The sequence below is a fragment of the Pseudomonas sp. NC02 genome, from assembly GCF_002874965.1.
GTDB lineage: Bacteria > Pseudomonadota > Gammaproteobacteria > Pseudomonadales > Pseudomonadaceae > Aquipseudomonas.
This window is the reverse complement of record NZ_CP025624.1, coordinates 241,381-258,083: the sequence shown is the minus strand read 5'-3', so window position 1 is coordinate 258,083 and position 16,703 is coordinate 241,381. Positions and strand designations below refer to the sequence as shown.

Here is a 16,703-nt window from a genome sequence, read left to right as displayed (position 1 = left end):
ATCAGTCGATGTATTCGGTGACTGATTCACCGCTTTCGCGAGCAAGCCCGCTCCCACATTTGACCTACGCGCCTTCTAGCCTGGCGCGCGAGTTTCTCCTCATAAGCTAATTCGAAAATGTTATTTATTTTCGGATTCTTAGATCATTTAGTCTTCTCACACGCCGACCTCCGGCCGCCTGATGAGGACTTCCCCCTTGAAACTGCACTTCCCCCTTCGCCTCTTGGCGGCGTTGTCCCTGGCCGGTGCCAGCCTGTTTGCCCAGGCCGCCGACGTGACCATCGCTTACCAGACCACCGTTGACCCGGCGAAAGTCGCCCAGGCCGACGGCGCTTACGAAAAAGCCACCAACGCCAAGATCGACTGGCGCAAATTCGACAACGGTGCCGACATCATCGCCGCCATCGCTTCCGGTGACGTGCAGATCGGCTACCTGGGCTCCAGCCCGCTGACCGCTGCCGTGACCCGCAAGGTCCCGGTAGAAACTTTCCTGATCGCCACCCAGATCGGCGGCGCCGAGGCCCTGGTGGCCCGCAACGGTTCCGGGATCAACAGCCCGCAGGACCTGATCGGCAAGAAAGTCGCCGTGCCATTCGTTTCCACCGGCCACTACAGCCTGCTGGCCGCGTTGAAGCACTGGAACATCGACCCGTCCAAAGTGACCATCCTCAACCTCGCCCCGCCGGCCATCATCGCCGCCTGGAAACGTGGTGATATCGACGCCACCTACGTGTGGGACCCAGCGCTTGGCGTAGCCAAGGAAAACGGCAAGGTGCTGATCACCTCCGGCGAACTGGCCAAGTTCGGCGCGCCGACCTTCGATGCCTGGATCGTGCGTAAGGATTTCGCCGAGAAGCACCCGGAAATCGTCACGGCTTTTGCCAAGGTCACCCTGGATGCCTACGCCGCCTACCGCAAAGACCCACAAGCCTGGCTGGCTGACAAAGGCAACGTCGACAAACTGGTGAAGCTCTCCGGGGCCAAGGCCAGCGACATTCCGCTGCTGCTGCAAGGCAACGTCTACCCGCTGGCGGCTGACCAGGTCACCCTGCTCGGCGCACCGACCACCAAGGCTGTCACCGATACCGCCGCGTTCCTCAAGGAACAAGGCAAGGTCGACGCCGTACTGCCGGACTACGCCCCGTACGTCAGCCCGAAGTTCATCACTAACTGATACCAGGAGTTAACCGCGATGGCCTTGCTACAACTGGAGCGCATCAGCGCACAGTACCCAGGCAGCCCGGAGCCAGTACTGGCAGATATTTCCCTGAGCCTTGGGCCCCAGCAATTGCTGGTGGCCCTCGGCCCTTCCGGCAGTGGCAAGACTTCGCTGTTGAACCTGATTGCCGGCTTTGTCGAACCCAGCGCCGGGCGCATCACCCTTGACGGTGTGCCGGTAAAGGGGCCGAGCGCCGAACGCGGCGTGGTGTTCCAGGACGACGCCCTGCTGCCCTGGCAGGACGTGCTGGCCAACGTCGGCTTCGGCCTGGAGTTGGCAGGCGTGCCCAAGGACCAGCGGGAAATCCGCGCCCGGGAAATGCTCGCCCTGGTGGACCTCGCCGGTTTCGACAGCCGTCGTATCTGGCAACTCTCCGGTGGCCAGAAGCAACGTGTCGGCCTGGCCCGTGCATTGGCTGCCGACCCCCGCGTACTGCTGATGGACGAACCCTTCGGCGCCCTTGATGCCTTCACCCGCGAACAGATGCAGGAGCTGTTGCTGCAAGTCTGGCGGCGCACGGCCAAACCGGTATTCCTGATTACCCACGACATCGAAGAAGCGGTGTTCCTCGCCACGGATTTGATTCTGCTGGCGCCCAACCCCGGCCAGATCGTCGAGCGCCTGAGCCTGGACTTCGGCCAGCGCTACGCCGCCGGTGAGTCGGCACGCGCGATCAAGTCCGACCCGCGCTTTATCGAAACCCGCGAACACGTGCTGGGCAGGGTGTTCTCCCAACGGCAGGTGTCCGCATGAGCAGTTACGAATTACCGGCCACGGCCACCAAGCCGGCGAGCAAACCCGTCGTGCCCGTGCGCCGCAGCCTGAGCACCCGCTGGATCAGCGTGCTGACCCTGGTGACCCTGGTTGCCATCTGGTGGGCCGTGACCGCCAGCGGGCTGATCGAGCCGCTGTTCCTGCCACCGCCTTCGGCCGTGCTGCAAAAAGGCTGGCTGCTGGCGACCACCGGCTACATGGATTCCACCCTGTGGCAGCACCTGGGCGCGAGCCTCAAGCGCATCGGCCTGGGCCTCGGCTTTGCCGTGCTGACCGCCGTGCCGGTGGGGATTGCCATCGGTTCCAACCGCATCGCCCGGGGCATTCTCGACCCGCTGATCGAGTTCTACCGGCCGATTCCACCACTGGCCTACCTGCCGCTGATCGTGATCTGGTGCGGCATCGGCGAGCTGTCCAAAGTACTGCTGATCTACCTGGCGATTTTTGCGCCGATTGCCATCGCGACCGCCACCGGCGTACGTACCGTCGACCCGGCCAAACTGCGCGCCGCGCAGTCGTTGGGCGCTACCCGGGCACAACTGATTCGCCATGTGATCCTGCCGAGCGCCCTGCCCGACATCCTCACCGGCGTGCGGATTGGCCTGGGCGTGGGTTGGTCGACCCTGGTAGCCGCAGAATTGATCGCGGCCACCAGCGGCCTGGGCTTCATGGTGCAGTCCGCCGCGCAGTTCCTGGTCACCGACGTGGTGGTGCTGGGGATTCTGGTGATCGCGCTGATCGCCTTCGCCATGGAAATGGGCTTGCGTGCCCTGCAGCGCAAACTGGTGCCGTGGCATGGCCAGGCACACTGAAAAATTTTCGACGAGAATCCCATGAGCAGCCTGACCGTAACACCTCTCAGCACCGCCCTTGGCGCCCAGATCAGTGGCGTCGACATCACCCAACCGCTGAACATTGAAGACCGCGACGCCATCGAACAGGCGCTGCTCAAGCATTCGGTGCTGTTCTTCCGCAACCAGCCGATCAACCCGCAGCAACAGGCGCGGTTCGCGGCGAATTTCGGCGACCTGCACATTCACCCGATCTACCCCAACGTGCCGGAGCAGCCAGAAGTGCTGATCCTCGACACCGCCGTGACCGATGTGCGCGACAACGCCATCTGGCACACCGACGTGACCTTCCTGCCCACCCCGGCCCTCGGTGCGGTACTGAGCGCCAAGCTGCTGCCGGAGTTTGGTGGCGATACGTTGTGGGCCAGCGGGATTGCCGCGTATGAGGCGTTGTCCGAGCCGTTCAAAAAGCTGTTGGACGGTTTGACGGCAACCCATGACTTCACCCGCTCCTTCCCGCTGGAGCGTTATGGCAACACGCCGGAAGATTTAGCGCGCTGGGAAGAAGCCCGGCGCAAGAACCCGCCGCTGTCTCATCCGGTGATTCGTACGCACCCGGTGAGCGGGCGTAAATCGCTGTTCGTCAGCGAGGGGTTCACCAGCAAGATCAACGAACTGGAGCCGGCGGAAAGCGACGTGGTGTTGAAGCTGCTGTTTGCCCATGCAACACGGCCGGAATTCACCATTCGCTGGCGTTGGCAGGAAAATGACGTGGCGTTCTGGGATAACCGCGTGACCCAGCATTACGCGGTGGATGATTACCGGCCGCAGCGGCGGGTGATGCATCGGGCAACGATTCTTGGAGATGTGCCGTTCTAGCAGGCACACCACAAATCAAATGTGGGAGCGGGCCTGCTCGCGAAAGCGGTGAATCAGTCGACATATCCAGTGACTGACACTCCGCTTTCGCGAGCAAGCCCGCTCCCACATTGGGAAGAGGTTGATGCAGGAATCGGGCTCTACCGCTTATTCAGCCGTAGACGGCTTCTCCCACAAGTTAATCCCGCCTTCCTGGGCAAACCGGTCAATCTCCGCCAGCTCCTGCGCGCTGAAGCTCAGGTTCTGCAACGCACCGACGTTTTCAATGATCTGCTCCGGCCGGCTCGCGCCGATCAGGGCGCTGGTGACCCGTGGATCACGCAACGTCCACGCCAACGCCATCTGCGCCAGGCTTTGGCCACGGCGCTTGGCAATTTCATTCAGCGCGCGGGCGTGGGCGATGTTGGCCTCGGACAAGTGCTTGGCCTGCAACGAACCACCCCCCGGGCGATTCACCCGCGCATCCGCCGGTACGCCGTTGAGGTATTTGTCGGTCAGCAGGCCCTGGGCCAATGGCGTGAACGCGATCACCCCGGCACCGAGTTCTTCGGTGACGTCCAGCAGGTCTTTTTCCACCCAGCGGTTGAGCAGGTTGTAGGCCGGCTGGTGGATCAACAGCGGGACTTTCCACTCCTGGAGCAGCGCCGCAATTTCCCGGGTTTTCACGCCGGAGTAGGACGAGATCCCGATGTACAACGCCTTGCCCTGTTGCACGGCGGTGGCCAGTGCGCTGGCGGTTTCTTCCAGCGGGGTGTCGGCATCAAAACGGTGGGAATAGAAGATGTCCACGTAATCGACGCCCAGGCGTTGCAGGCTCTGGTCGAGGCTCGCCAGCACGTACTTGCGCGAACCGCCGCCCTGGCCATAAGGGCCCGGCCACATGTCCCAGCCCGCCTTGCTGGAGATGATCAGTTCATCGCGGTAATGCTTGAAGTCTTCCCGCAGCAAACGACCGAAGTTGATCTCGGCGCTGCCGTATGGAGGGCCGTAGTTGTTGGCCAGGTCGAAGTGGTTGATACCCAGGTCGAACGCGGTGCGCAGCAAGGCGCGCTGGGTGTCGATCGGGGTGCTGTCGCCAAAGTTGTGCCACAGCCCCAGGGACAGTGCCGGCAGCACCAGTCCGCTGCGACCTACGCGGCGGTAAGGAATAGATTCATAGCGGTTTTCGGCAGCAATGTAAGTCATCGAATCCTCTCTTGGACTTGGGGCAAATAAGGCCCGGGAATAAGCATATTCCCGGGCCTTTTAAGCAGCTGAATCGCTTAAGTCTGCCTATCCCTTTTACAGCAAAGTCCTACCAGAGTGGAACGACGTAGCTTACATAGAAGCGGTTTTCATCTTGCACCGTGGCACCGGTGATATCCGGGCTGGCGTGGGCATTTCGCCAGGTCACGCCCAGGCCTTTGAGGGTGCCGGTGGGCACCTGGTAAGCCACGGTGACGTTACGTTCCCATTCGCTCGTAGTGCCTTGGGTGGTGCGGATGTCATCACCGTGTGCGTAGGACGTGGCGAAGGTCAGGCCGTTAAGGCCGAGTTTGCCGAAGTCATATTTGTACTGCGCCAGCCAGGTGCGCTCGCCGGCATGCTGGAATTTGTTCAGTTGCATGTTGGTGAGTGCCGGGGTGTCGGCGCCCGAGCCCGGGCCCTGGTTGCTGGCACCGCTGTTCAGGCCGGAATCCAGGTACGGGAAGTCGCTGTCGCCGCTGTTTTTCTGGATGCCCAGGCCGACGGTATGGCCGTCCAGGCTGTAGCTTTCCAACAGGCTGACGGTGGACTGGTTGATGCGGCCCTTGGAGGTGCCATCGCCGTAGAGACCCGCAGCGGAATAGTCTTTGTCGCCCGCGGCGTTTTCACCCACACCCAGGCTGCGGTACAGACGCACGTCGGTGTCAATCGCGCCGACAGGCAAGGCGTCATGACGCTTGGCACCGAGGAAGAACTGCTGGTAGTAATCCTCAAGGTTGGAGTACCACAGGCTGACGGTGGTGTCCGGCAAACCTTTGTAGTCCGCACCGCCGTAGAGGAAGCGATCGCTCTCTTTGGTGCCGCCGGCGGTGATCATGCCCTGGTCGCCGGTTTCGTTGCGGATCTTGGTCTTGAGGATGTCACCGGCGGTAAAGGTGAAGTCGGTCAAGTCCTTGGAAACCAACTGCACGCCGGTGTTGGTCTGCTGGTACAGGCGGCCGTCGGTGTTAGCCAGCACCGGGTTGTTGCCGTACAGCGTACCGACGCGCAATTCATCCTGGGCGAAGCGCATCTTGAAGGTCGGGCTGAGCACGCCGAACTGGTCGGCCGACTTGCCGTTATCCAGCGGGAACATGCTGCCGGGGTAGCGGCCCTGGTGATCCTTGTCATTGAGGTCGCCGCCGGAGTCCAGTTTCAAACCGTAGAACGCCTGCAGGTCCAGGCCAAAGCCCACCGGCCCATCGGTGTAGCCGGACTTGAAGTTGAACTCAAAACCCTGGCCCCAATCGCGGATGCTGTGGGCCTTGTTATTGCTGTTCACCACATCCCGCCCCTGCTGGTTGAGGTAGCGGTTGAGCAGGGTCACGTCGGCGTGGCTGTCATCGATAAAATCGGCGTGGGCGGACAGCATAAAGCTCGCCATGGCGGCACCCACCATGGGGCTTAATAACGTCTTCATTGGTACCGGTCTCCGTCACTGTTCTGAAATGAAAGCGTCAAACGCTTCACACAATTAGGCGATGGCCATGTGACAGTTCGGAGTCAAAACACCCTTTACCCGGATGAAATTAAATTTAAGAAACCCAGTAAAGACGCGGGTTAGCGGGCAGTGGCGAAGATTTCGGCGAGCCAATCGACGAACACCCGCACCCTCGGCGACATGTGTCGGTTTTGCGGGTAGAGCACCGAAACCGGCATGGGCGGCGGTGGTGTATCAATGAGGATTTCCTGCATCACGCCTTGGTTGATCAGCTCGGCGATGCGGTAGTGCGGGCACTGGATAATGCCCAGTCCGGCGACTGCGCTGGCGGCATAAATCTCTGCGCCGAACACCGACAGCGCCCCCTCGATCGTCACTTCCTGCACCTCGCCGTCGACCATGAATTCGAAGGGGAACAGCTTCGCGGTGGTGCGTGAAACATAGTTCACCGCACGGTGCTCGCCCAGGTCGGCGAGGCGCTTCGGCTCGCCGTATTTGCGCAGGTAGGCCGGGCTCGCGCAGGTCACCTGGCGCAGCGTCGCAACCCGGCGACCGATCAACGCCGAATCCCCCAGGGTGCCCGCCCGCAGCACACAATCCACGCCTTCGGCGATCAGGTCGACGAAGCGGTCCGCCTCGCTGATGGACAGCTCGATTTCCGGGTAGCGCGCCATGAATTGCGGCAGCGCCGGAATCACGAAGTACTTGGCCAGGGTGCCGTGCAAATCCACCCGCAGGCGGCCCTTGGGGGCCACCGAACGGAAGGCCAGTTCCGCCTCTTCCAGCTCCGCCAGCAGTTGCACACAGCGCAGGTAATAGGCCTCGCCATCCAGCGTGGGGCGGACGCGGCGGGTACTGCGCTCAAGCAACCGCGTGCCCAGCCAGGCCTCGAACTGGTTGAGGGTGTGGGTCAGGGTGGCGCGCGGCAGGTTCAGGTCATCGGCCGCCAGCGTGAAGCTGCTGCGTTCGTAAATCCTCACGAACACTTTCATCGCTTTGACCTGGTCCACGGCGCGTCTCCATTGTTGGCGATTCTTGAACAGTCAAGGCAACTCTGGCGCATTTATCGGCCTGGGTAAACATGTGAATCTGCCTCCACACCCAACCACTGCCCCAAGGAAACCCGATCATGACTACCCAAGTTGCTATCGTTACCGGCGCCTCTCGCGGCATCGGCGCCGTGGTTGCCAGACAACTGGCCGCCGACGGTTATGCCGTCGCCATCAACTACGCCAACAGCGCCACCGAAGCGTCAAGGCTGGTAGTGGAGTTGCGCCAGGCCGGCCACCAAGCCATAGCGATCCAGGGCGACGTGGCCAGCGCCGCCGACGTCAAGCGCCTGTTCGACGAGACCGAAGCCCAGCTGGGCAAGGTTGATGTGCTGATCAACAACGCCGGGATTCTCAAGGTGCTGCCGCTGGCCCAACACAGCGATGAGCTCTACAACCAGAACTTCGACATCCATACCCGCGGCACCTTCAACGCCCTGCGTGAAGCCGCCACCCGCCTGAACGACGGCGGGCGCATCGTCAATTTCTCCAGCAGCACCGTCGGCCTCAACTTCCCCGGTTATGCGGTGTACATCGCCAGCAAGGCGGCGGTGGAATCCCTGACCCAGGTGTTCGCCAAGGAAATGCGCGGCCGGCGCATCACCGTCAACGCCGTTGCCCCGGGGCCGGTGGCGACCGAACTGTTCCTGCATGGCAAAAGCGAAGAGCAGATCCAGGGCCTGGCCAAGATGGCACCGCTGGAACGCCTGGGCCAACCGGAAGATATCGCCCGCGTGGTGGCGTTCCTGGTGAGCCCGGCCGGTGGTTGGGTGAACGGGCAAATCCTGCGGGCCAATGGTGGTTTGGTCTGAAGGCCACGCAGCACTCACTCTACGACGCACTAATATTGTGGCGAGGGAGCTTGCTCCCGCTGGAGTGCGCAGCGCTCCCATCTTTTTTGGGGCCGCTGCGCAGCCCAGCGGGAGCAAGCTCCCTCGCCACAGGTTTGGTGTTCATGGAAAATCAGCGGGTATCAGGAGACTTAAGATATGCACACCGCCCTCGTCATCACCGCCGGCCTGATCCTCCTCGCGCTGATGCTGTTCATCGGCCAAAAGCTGGGCGTCAGCCGGCACATTCTGGCCTACAGCTTTGTCGGGATCTGGCTGGTGGTGTCGGTGGTGAACGGCGCGGTAGGCGTGGTCACTGCCGGCCAGCCCCTGGTCTCGGAGCTGGTGATCGGCAGCGGGGTATTCGGTGCGCCGTTGGTGGCACTGGCCCTGTTTATCAGGGCCTGAGCCTTAACGAACCAGGTGCAGGAACTGCATGTGCCGTTCGTACTGGTCGAGGATGTCGTTGATGATCTGCTCCTTGGTGTAGCCCACCAGATCGTAGTCCTGACTGCCCTCGCTCAAGTGCACTTCCGCCCGGTAGTAGCGGCGGTTGTTGAGCTGCTTGGAACCCATGCCGCCCCGTGCGAATGACGGGGTGAAATAGCCGCGCATCTGCACCTGATACACAAACGGGTGCTGCTCGCCGTGGCCGATCTCCAGGCTGACGCTGTCATTGGCCGGGTCAGGCTGGGTGACGACGTTGAGGCCTTTTTCGACAAACACCGCCGTCACTTCTTCGATGGCCGGGCGCACCGTGGTCTCGAGGAAACGGTACACCTCATCCCGTGACGGGAAATGCACCGCCTGGCTCAGGCGCTGGCGCCAACCGCCCGTGCCCTTGCGTGAGCCCGATACCGGCGCGAGGGAATGCATCTGCGCAATCTGCTTCTGCGACTCAAGGTAGAACGCCTTGTGCAGCCCCCACATCATCAGCAGCAGGATCATCGAGAACGGTAGCGAGGTCAGCACCACGGCCGACTTGAGCGAGTCGATGCTGCCGGCAAACAGCAGCGCGCTGGTCACCAACGCGGTCATCGCGCCCCAGAACACCCGCAGCCACTTCGGCCCGTCTTCATCGGCGTTGCCGCCTTTGGCCGACAAGGTCGAGAGCACCACCGTGCCGGAGTCGGCCGAGGTGACGAAGAACACGAAGCTGATAAACACCGTGACCGCGATCACCGTCTTGCTCCACGGGTAGGTTTCCAGCAGCAGGTAGAGGCTCATCGACGGGTCATCAATGGCCGACTGTCCCAGCGCCGTAAGGCCGTGGTTGAGTACCTGGTCGATGGCGCTGTTGCCGAAGATCGACATCCACGCCAGGGTGAAGCCCAGCGGGATCAACAGCACGCCGAACACGAATTCACGAATGGTACGACCGCGGGAAATGCGCGCGATAAACAGGCCTACGAACGGCGACCATGCGATCCACCAGGCCCAATAGAACACGGTCCAGCCGCCCAGCCAGTCGCTCGGTTTGTCGTAGGCGTAGAGGTCGAAACTCTTGGTCGGCAAGGCGCCGAGGTAGTCGCCGATGTTCTGGATCAGGGTGTTGAGCAAGTGTTGGGTAGGGCCGGCGAACAACACGAACAGCAGCAGCGCGCAGGCCAGCAGCATGTTGATGTCGGACATCACCCGCACGCCTTTATCGACACCGGAGACCGCCACCAGGATCGCCGCGCCCATCATCAAGGTGATGAGGCCGACCTGGATCCACTGGGTGTGGGCCACGCCGAACAGGTAATCGAGCCCGGAGTTGAGGTGCAACACGCCAAAGCCCATGTCGGCGCCGAGGCCGAACACCGTGGCGATGATGCCGAAGCCGTCTACCGCATAACCGATGGGGCCGTTGATGCGCTTGCCGATCAGCGGGTACAGCGCCGAGCGCAACGCCAGCGGCAGGTTATGCCGGTAGGCGAAGTACGCCAGGGCCATGCCGACGAAGGCGAACACGCCCCAGCCATGCAGGCCCCAGTGCAGAAACAGGATCTGCATGGCCTGGCGCGCCGCGTCACCGTTCAGGGCCTCGCCCTGGGGCGGTTGCACCAGGTGAGTCAGGGGTTCGGACACGCAGAAGAAAAACAGCGTGATGCTGATCCCGGCGGCGAACAGCATGCCGGCCCAGGACAGGTAACTGAATTCGGGCTCGTCGTGGTCGGCACCGAGTTTGATCTTGCCGTAGCCCGATAACGCGGTGACCACCACGAAGACCAGATACAGGGTCATCGCCAGCATGTAGTACCAGCCGACCGTGTTGGCCGCCCAGTTTTGTGCGGCCAGCAGCCAGGCGCCGGCTTGTTCGGGAATCGCGATGACGGTCAGGCCGAACAGCAGGATGAAGCTCGCGGCGAAGTAAAACACCGGCGGGTTCATGCGGACCAGACCGCTGGAAGGTGTGGACGATGCACTCATGTAGGGCGCACCTCAAGGGTATGGGATGTGGCTGTAAAAAACGGACTCAGCAAAGGTAAGCCTCCTGTTGTGAGCGGGCAGCGAACCACCGATTTAACTTGAACGAACAGTCAAGTTAAACATGGATAGGGGTTTGAGGACTAATCGCAGGGCCGAGTGGTAGGTGTTTCCTACACTAGCTCAAGGAAAGGTATGACGTATGGGGATGACGAAACGTTCAGCGATTGCTGAGGGAAATACGGCTCGAATTTGAGTAGTGCGGCTCAAATTTGGAATGCAGACAAAATGTGGGAGCGGGCTTGCTCGCGAATGCGGCGTGTCAGCCAACACTTCTGGCGACTGATACACCGCATTCGCGAGCAAGCCCGCTCCCACATTGGATCTGTGTGATCGTTAGAGAGGGCGCTGCTCTATTTCTGCGTCCCATCATCATGCTGCAGATTCGCCTGGGTCAGGTTCGCCCCCGCCGGCACACTGCGCGTCAGCCACACATTGCCGCCAATGGTCGAGCCCTTGCCGATCGTAATCCGCCCCAGGATCGTCGCCCCGGCGTAGATCACCACATCATCCTCGACAATCGGATGCCGCGGATGGCCTTTCTGCAATTGCCCATCCTCATCCGCCGGGAAACGCTTGGCGCCCAATGTCACGGCCTGGTAGATCCGTACCCGCTCGCCGATGATCGCCGTCTCGCCAATCACCACACCCGTCCCGTGGTCGATAAAGAAGCTCGGGCCGATCTGCGCGCCCGGGTGAATATCAATCCCGGTCGCCGAATGCGCGATTTCCGCGCTGATGCGCGCCAGCAACGGCAAGCCTGCCCGATACAAGTGGTGCGCCAGGCGATGGTGAATCACCGCCAAAATCCCCGGGTAGCACAACAGCACTTCATCCACGCTGCGCGCCGCCGGGTCGCCGTGGTAGGCGGCGAGCACGTCGGTGTCCAACAGGCTGCGCAAGCCTGGCAACGCCAGGGCGAAATCCTGGATCAGGTGGATGGCATGGGCGTCGACTTCACTGTCATCCTGGCCACCTTGCCGCGCGGCATATCGCAGCTCCAGGCGCGCCTGGGCGAGCAATGCATTCAGCGCCACATCCAGGGTGTGGCCGACGTAGAAGTCTTCACTTTCTTCACGCAGGTCCACCGGCCCCAGACGCATGGGGAACAGCGCACCACACAACGCCTCGAGAATCTGCGCCACGGCTTCCCGTGAAGGCAGCTCGCGCCCGCCCTGCTCGCCGCTGACCCGGCCGTTGCGGGTGCGCCACTGGTCCCGGGCGCTGCGCAGCTGGCTGACGATGGTCTGTAATTGCCAATGACTGGAACGCTCACTCACGGTCTTCACTCCTGACGAAATGCCCATCACTTTACGGCAAGGAACCTGAGCGTCCTTAAGAACCAATAGTGCAATGCTAATAACCCGTCGACATAAGCGATTGGCGGTTGCCGACGCAAAAGTGCCTGCCTATAGTCCCAGCATCTCTGACCACCCGTGCGTAGCCATGATCAAACAACAGCTCGACCGCTTTAACCGTCTGGAACTGCTGGGCGGCGCCACCGCCCTGGAAAAACTCGAGCGGCTGTCGGCCTGGCTGGGGCGTGACGTCTACGTCAAACGCGACGACACCACGCCGCTGGCGATGGGCGGCAACAAGCTGCGCAAACTCGAATACCTCGCCGCCGATGCGCTGGCCCAGGGTGCCGACACCCTGGTGACCGCCGGCGCGATCCAGTCCAACCATGTACGCCAGACCGCTGCGCTGGCCGCCAAGCTGGGCCTGGGCTGCGTTGCCCTGCTGGAAAACCCGACGGGCACCGAAGACCCCAACTACCTGGCCAACGGCAACCGCCTGTTGCTGGAGCTGTTCGACGCCAAGGTCGAGTTGGTGGAGAACCTGGACAACGTCGACGACCAGCTCAACGCCCTCGCCGACCGCCTGCGCAGCAACGGCAAGAAGCCGTACCTGGTGCCCATCGGCGGCTCCAACGCCCTCGGCGCCCTGGGTTACGTGCGCGCCGGGCTGGAGCTGGCCGGGCAGATTGAAGACAGCGGCATCCCGTTCTCCACCGTGGTCCTGGCCTCCGGCAGCGCCGGCACCCACAGCGGCCTGGCCCTGGCGCTGGCCGAAGTGCTGCCCGAGCTGCAAGTGATTGGCATCACGGTGTCCCGTACCGACGAAGCCCAGCGCCCCAAGGTGCAGGGCCTGGCCGAACGTACCGCCGAACTGCTCGGCGTGCCGCTGCCGGACGCGTTCAAGGTGATCCTGTGGGACGAGTACTTCGCCCCCCGTTATGGCGAGCCGAGTGCCGGCACGCTGGCGGCGATCAAGCTGGTAGCCAGCCAGGAAGGCCTGCTGCTGGACCCGGTCTACACGGGCAAGGCCATGGCCGGGTTGCTGGATGGCATTGGACGCCAGCGCTTTGAAGAGGGGCCGATCATCTTCCTGCACACGGGTGGCGCACCGGCGTTGTTTGCCTATGATTCGAGCTTTTGATATTCCATAAAGAAATATCAATCTGATTTTATATTATTTTCAAGTCTTAAAAACCGGCTTTATAGTCGCGCCGTAGGCGAGCTTGATGGCGATACGCATGACTGGGCAGATCCAAAACACCGAGTTGATGCAATCGCGGGCAAGCCCGGCTCCCACACACGGCGCTTTTAAGGCAGGATACGACTACCGCGTCACCTGCATCGCTCAACATAAAAAACACAGGGGCTCTTCATGACTATTTCCGTATTCCGTCGCACGTTACTGGTTGGCACATTGGGGCTGGCGCTTGGCGCCGGGTGGCTCGGTCAGGCAGTTGCCGGCGAGCAGTTGGACAACATCAAGAAAGCCGGCGAAATCAAGATTGGCCTGGAAGGCACCTACCCGCCGTTCAGCTTCGTCGACGAAAGCGGCAAGCTCAGCGGTTTCGAGGTCGAGTTGTCTGAAGCGCTGGCCAAGAAGCTGGGCGTCAAGGTCAAGCTGCAAGCCACGCCGTGGGATGGCATCCTCGCCGCCCTGGAATCCAAGCGCCTGGACGCGGTCGTCAACCAGGTGACCATCTCCGATGCGCGCAAGGAAAAGTATGACTTCTCCAAGCCTTACACCGTTTCCGGGATCCAGGCGCTGACCCTGGCGAAGAACGTCGACACCATCAAGACCGCCGACGACCTGGCCGGCAAGAAAATCGGTGTGGGCCTGGGCACCAACTACGAACAATGGCTCAAGGAAAACCAACCGAAAGCCATCGTCAAAACCTACAACGATGACCCAACCAAGTTCCAGGACCTGCGCATCGGCCGTGTCGACGCCATCCTGATCGACCGCCTCGCCGCGCTGGAATACGCCAAGAAAGCCAAGGACACCGCCGCTGCCGGTGCTGCTTTCTCCCGTCAGGAAGCCGGTATTGCCCTGCGCAAAGGCGAGCCTGAACTGCTGGCCGCCGTGAACAAGGCTCTGGACGAACTGCGCGCCGACGGTACCTTGAAGAAGCTGTCCGAGAAGTACTTCAACGCTGACGTTACTCAATAATGGAAGCAGGTTTCCAACTCGCGCTGGACTCCGCGCCCTTTCTGCTCAAGGGCGCGTACTTCACGGTCATCCTTAGCCTCGGCGGGATGTTTTTCGGCTTGCTGCTGGGCTTCGGCCTGGCCTTGATGCGCCTGTCGCGCTTCAAGTTGTTGAGCTGGACCGCCCGCGTCTACGTGTCGTTCTTTCGCGGCACGCCCTTGCTGGTACAGCTGTTCCTGATCTACTACGGCTTGCCGCAAGTGGGCATCGAGCTGGATCCGATCCCGGCGGCCATGATCGGCTTTTCGCTGAACATGGCTGCTTACGCCTGTGAAATCCTGCGTGCCGCCATCGGTTCCATCGAGCGCGGCCAGTGGGAAGCTGCGGCCAGTATCGGCATGACCCGTGCGCAGACCCTGCGCCGGGCCATCCTGCCGCAGGCCATGCGCACGGCCTTGCCGCCGCTGGGCAACAGCTTTATTTCCCTGGTCAAGGACACTGCCCTGGCCGCCACCATCCAGGTGCCGGAGCTGTTCCGCCAGGCGCAATTGGTCTCGGCCCGTACCTTCGAAATTTTCACCATGTATCTGTCCGCCGCCTTGATCTACTGGATTCTTGCCAGCGTCCTGGCACACGTGCAAAACCGCCTGGAAGCACGAGTCAACCGGCATGACCTGGAGTCTTGAAGCATGATCGTGGTTGAAAAACTGACCAAACAATTCAAGGGTCAGGTGGTGCTTAACGGGATCGACCTTGAGGTCAAGGAAGGCGAAGTCGTCGCCATCATCGGCCCCAGCGGTTCCGGCAAGACCACCTTGCTGCGCTGCCTGAATTTCCTCGAAGAACCCACCAGTGGCCGAATCAAGGTCGGTGACATCGAGATCGACAGCAGCCGCCCGCTCAACCAACAGCAAAGCCTGGTGCGGCGCCTGCGCCAGCACGTGGGTTTTGTGTTCCAGAACTTCAACCTGTTCCCGCACCGCACGGCCCTGGAGAACGTCATCGAAGGCCCGATCGTGGTCAAGAAGATGCCCCGGGCCGCCGCAGATGCCCTGGGCCGCAAGCTATTGGCCCGGGTCGGCCTGGCAGGCAAGGAAGACGCCTACCCACGCCGCCTCTCCGGTGGGCAGCAGCAACGGGTGGCCATTGCCCGGGCCCTGGCGATGGAGCCGGAGGTGATCCTGTTCGATGAGCCGACTTCGGCCCTGGACCCGGAGCTGGTAGGCGAAGTGCTGGCGACCATTCGCAGCCTCGCGGAAGAAAACCGCACCATGGTCATCGTGACCCACGAAATGAGTTTCGCCCGGGATGTGGCCAACCGGGTGATCTTCTTCGACAAGGGCGTCATTATTGAACAAGGCGAAGCCAAGGCGCTGTTTGCCAACCCGAAAGAAGAACGTACCCGGCAGTTTCTCAGCAAGTTCATCAACAACTAACTTGCGCCGATTCATTGTAAGAAGCTTCGCTTTATAGAGTTGCCGAAAGGCAACTCGCCTCTTTAGTGTTTTTGGGGAAACACCCTTTATTCATTGGGTAAAAGTCACCCTGAAGCACGCACTTGCAGCGCCCTCCCAGTAAGACCCTTCTGAATATTCCATAACCCCCTGTTTGCCCCGCCCAGCCTCTTGACGCCAACTAACCAAGCCTCTTATCTAACGCCCAGAGGATTGGATCCATTCTGGTTTTTTATTAAATCGTTTCTTTCGGACTACGTCGCCTGCCCGCGCCTGATGTCCGGAACGATTGCTGCTGGCTGCACCAAGGAGATTATTTATGAAGCGTATTTCCACCCAGGCGCTGCTCACTGCCCCGACCTTGCCCCAGGCCCATCGAGAAGGCATCAATGCCCTCGCTGCGACAAACCTGCAGGTCGACATCGCGCCTTACTGCGGCATGGACGAGGGCGACCTGATCGAGTTGTTCTGGAACAACTGCTTTGCCGCCTCCCGGCGTATCACCGCCGGCAAGATCGGCATGCCCACCAGCCTGCGAGTGCCGGAGAGCTTTGTGCAAAATGGCCCGGCACGGATTCATTACCGGGTCATGCAGGTCGGCCACGGCCCGGCGCGTTCGGCCATCACCCGGGTGCAGGTCAAGACCGACTACCCCGGCGGCATGCCCTCGGCACTGAGCCTTGATGAAAACCAGAACCTGGCCGCCGTCAGCCTGCCCGAGACCATCCGTCGCCATGGCGTCAACAGCAGCCAGATCCGCCGTGGCGTGCCCCTGACCATCGAGCCGTACCTGAACATGGCGACCGATGACGAGATCACCCTGCGCTGGGGTGACGTGCGCCTGGACCTGCCGAGCATCCAGGCTGGCGATGTGGGCAAGGCGGTGCAGGTGTGGGTGCCGTCGGCCATCATTGTCGAGGCTGGGGACGACCATCGCCTCGAAGTGACCTACTGCATTCTCGACCGGGTCGGCAACAATTCAAGCTGGGCGCCAGCCCGCATCCTGCGCATCGCCGCGCTCGCTCCCCAGGCCCCGACCAGCCCCGCCAGGGCCCCGCTGGCCTACCAACCCCGTCGCCCCGGCTCGCCTTGTGAACCGGGGTGACAGACCTTCTATGCATATTCCTAA

The 16,703-nt window shown here is 61.7% G+C and carries 16 protein-coding genes; 11 read left to right on the top strand and 5 right to left on the bottom strand.

Going from position 1 to position 16,703, the window contains the following annotated elements; genetic code table 11:
- Positions 1–196 precede the first annotated feature (196 nt).
- Genes tauA through tauD form a run of 4 tightly spaced genes read left to right on the top strand, consistent with a single transcriptional unit; the run spans position 197 to position 3,663 of the window.
- Positions 197–1,174: a taurine ABC transporter substrate-binding protein gene (gene tauA / locus C0058_RS01215; protein WP_003213167.1), complete on the top strand. Its 978-nt coding sequence runs from the start codon at positions 197–199 to the stop codon at positions 1,172–1,174.
- 18 nt (positions 1,175–1,192) lie between these two features.
- Complete coding sequence (gene tauB, locus C0058_RS01210) at positions 1,193–1,972, top strand: taurine ABC transporter ATP-binding subunit (RefSeq protein WP_102367888.1); 780 nt, start codon at positions 1,193–1,195, stop codon at positions 1,970–1,972.
- Complete coding sequence (gene tauC / locus C0058_RS01205) at positions 1,969–2,805, top strand: taurine ABC transporter permease TauC (RefSeq protein WP_003213163.1); 837 nt, start codon at positions 1,969–1,971, stop codon at positions 2,803–2,805. Before tauB ends, tauC begins: the two co-directional genes overlap by 4 nt.
- A 21-nt stretch (positions 2,806–2,826) precedes the next feature.
- Positions 2,827–3,663: a taurine dioxygenase gene (gene tauD / locus C0058_RS01200; protein WP_003213162.1), complete on the top strand. Its 837-nt coding sequence runs from the start codon at positions 2,827–2,829 to the stop codon at positions 3,661–3,663.
- A 147-nt stretch (positions 3,664–3,810) separates the two neighbouring features.
- Here tauD and mgrA read toward each other — a convergent pair whose 3' ends face one another.
- From mgrA to C0058_RS01185, 3 genes are all read right to left on the bottom strand, one after another.
- Positions 3,811–4,848, bottom strand: a complete 1,038-nt coding sequence (gene mgrA, locus C0058_RS01195) for an L-glyceraldehyde 3-phosphate reductase (protein ID WP_003211877.1) — start codon at positions 4,846–4,848, stop codon at positions 3,811–3,813.
- A 109-nt stretch (positions 4,849–4,957) separates the two neighbouring features.
- Entirely contained in the window at positions 4,958–6,286 is a 1,329-nt protein-coding gene (locus C0058_RS01190; RefSeq protein WP_080673292.1) for an OprD family outer membrane porin, read from the bottom strand.
- Between the two features lie 161 nt (positions 6,287–6,447).
- Positions 6,448–7,338 carry a LysR family transcriptional regulator gene (locus C0058_RS01185; protein WP_102367887.1) on the bottom strand — a complete coding sequence of 297 codons (891 nt, stop codon included), beginning with the start codon at positions 7,336–7,338 and terminating at the stop codon, positions 6,448–6,450.
- A gap of 119 nt (positions 7,339–7,457) precedes the next feature.
- On the opposite strand from C0058_RS01185, the gene C0058_RS01180 reads away from it, so the two are divergent.
- Complete coding sequence (locus C0058_RS01180) at positions 7,458–8,189, top strand: SDR family oxidoreductase (RefSeq protein WP_008435807.1); 732 nt, start codon at positions 7,458–7,460, stop codon at positions 8,187–8,189.
- 177 nt (positions 8,190–8,366) lie between these two features.
- The gene (locus C0058_RS01170; protein WP_003211868.1) at positions 8,367–8,615 is read left to right on the top strand and encodes a hypothetical protein; all 249 of its coding nucleotides are present in this window, start codon (positions 8,367–8,369) and stop codon (positions 8,613–8,615) included.
- A gap of 3 nt (positions 8,616–8,618) precedes the next feature.
- On the opposite strand, the gene betT is transcribed toward C0058_RS01170, so the two are convergent.
- Together betT and epsC are read right to left on the bottom strand one after the other, a co-directional pair.
- Positions 8,619–10,580: a choline transporter BetT gene (betT, locus tag C0058_RS01165; RefSeq protein WP_003211865.1), complete on the bottom strand. Its 1,962-nt coding sequence runs from the start codon at positions 10,578–10,580 to the stop codon at positions 8,619–8,621.
- A gap of 449 nt (positions 10,581–11,029) precedes the next feature.
- Positions 11,030–11,956, bottom strand: a complete 927-nt coding sequence (epsC, locus tag C0058_RS01155) for a serine O-acetyltransferase EpsC (protein WP_003211862.1) — start codon at positions 11,954–11,956, stop codon at positions 11,030–11,032.
- A 166-nt stretch (positions 11,957–12,122) separates the two neighbouring features.
- Between epsC and C0058_RS01150 the strand changes: the two genes are divergently transcribed.
- The 5 genes from C0058_RS01150 to C0058_RS01130 all read left to right on the top strand — a co-directional run bounded on the left by C0058_RS01150 (position 12,123) and on the right by C0058_RS01130 (position 16,679).
- The gene (locus C0058_RS01150; RefSeq protein ID WP_008435811.1) at positions 12,123–13,115 is read left to right on the top strand and encodes a D-cysteine desulfhydrase; all 993 of its coding nucleotides are present in this window, start codon (positions 12,123–12,125) and stop codon (positions 13,113–13,115) included.
- A gap of 231 nt (positions 13,116–13,346) precedes the next feature.
- Complete coding sequence (gene tcyJ, locus C0058_RS01145; RefSeq protein WP_003211859.1) at positions 13,347–14,141, top strand: cystine ABC transporter substrate-binding protein; 795 nt, start codon at positions 13,347–13,349, stop codon at positions 14,139–14,141.
- Positions 14,141–14,806 (top strand): cystine ABC transporter permease, encoded by a 666-nt coding sequence (tcyL, locus tag C0058_RS01140; RefSeq protein ID WP_003211857.1) that lies wholly within the window; start codon positions 14,141–14,143, stop codon positions 14,804–14,806. The genes tcyJ and tcyL overlap by 1 nt, the downstream gene beginning before the upstream one ends.
- A gap of 3 nt (positions 14,807–14,809) precedes the next feature.
- Positions 14,810–15,556 carry an L-cystine ABC transporter ATP-binding protein TcyN gene (tcyN, locus tag C0058_RS01135; RefSeq protein ID WP_087692733.1) on the top strand — a complete coding sequence of 249 codons (747 nt, stop codon included), beginning with the start codon at positions 14,810–14,812 and terminating at the stop codon, positions 15,554–15,556.
- Positions 15,557–15,893: 337 nt separating this feature from the next.
- A complete protein-coding gene (locus C0058_RS01130) occupies positions 15,894–16,679 on the top strand; it encodes a hypothetical protein (RefSeq protein WP_003211852.1) in 786 nt (261 codons plus the stop codon).
- The last annotated feature ends 24 nt before the right edge of the window (positions 16,680–16,703 follow it).

Bases quoted from the DNA above. Each gene is read 5' to 3' on its own strand.
- tauB (WP_102367888.1), top strand. From the start codon at position 1,193: ATGGCCTTGCTACAACTGGAGCGCATCAGCGCACAGTACCCAGGCAGC.
- tauC (WP_003213163.1), top strand. From the start codon at position 1,969: ATGAGCAGTTACGAATTACCGGCCACGGCCACCAAGCCGGCGAGCAAA.
- tauD (WP_003213162.1), top strand. From the start codon at position 2,827: ATGAGCAGCCTGACCGTAACACCTCTCAGCACCGCCCTTGGCGCCCAG.
- mgrA (WP_003211877.1), bottom strand. From the start codon at position 4,848: ATGACTTACATTGCTGCCGAAAACCGCTATGAATCTATTCCTTACCGC.
- C0058_RS01190 (WP_080673292.1), bottom strand. From the start codon at position 6,286: ATGGTGGGTGCCGCCATGGCGAGCTTTATGCTGTCCGCCCACGCCGAT.
- C0058_RS01180 (WP_008435807.1), top strand. From the start codon at position 7,458: ATGACTACCCAAGTTGCTATCGTTACCGGCGCCTCTCGCGGCATCGGC.
- C0058_RS01170 (WP_003211868.1), top strand. From the start codon at position 8,367: ATGCACACCGCCCTCGTCATCACCGCCGGCCTGATCCTCCTCGCGCTG.
- betT (WP_003211865.1), bottom strand. From the start codon at position 10,580: ATGAACCCGCCGGTGTTTTACTTCGCCGCGAGCTTCATCCTGCTGTTC.
- C0058_RS01150 (WP_008435811.1), top strand. From the start codon at position 12,123: ATGATCAAACAACAGCTCGACCGCTTTAACCGTCTGGAACTGCTGGGC.
- tcyJ (WP_003211859.1), top strand. From the start codon at position 13,347: ATGACTATTTCCGTATTCCGTCGCACGTTACTGGTTGGCACATTGGGG.
- tcyL (WP_003211857.1), top strand. From the start codon at position 14,141: ATGGAAGCAGGTTTCCAACTCGCGCTGGACTCCGCGCCCTTTCTGCTC.
- tcyN (WP_087692733.1), top strand. From the start codon at position 14,810: ATGATCGTGGTTGAAAAACTGACCAAACAATTCAAGGGTCAGGTGGTG.
- C0058_RS01130 (WP_003211852.1), top strand. From the start codon at position 15,894: ATGAAGCGTATTTCCACCCAGGCGCTGCTCACTGCCCCGACCTTGCCC.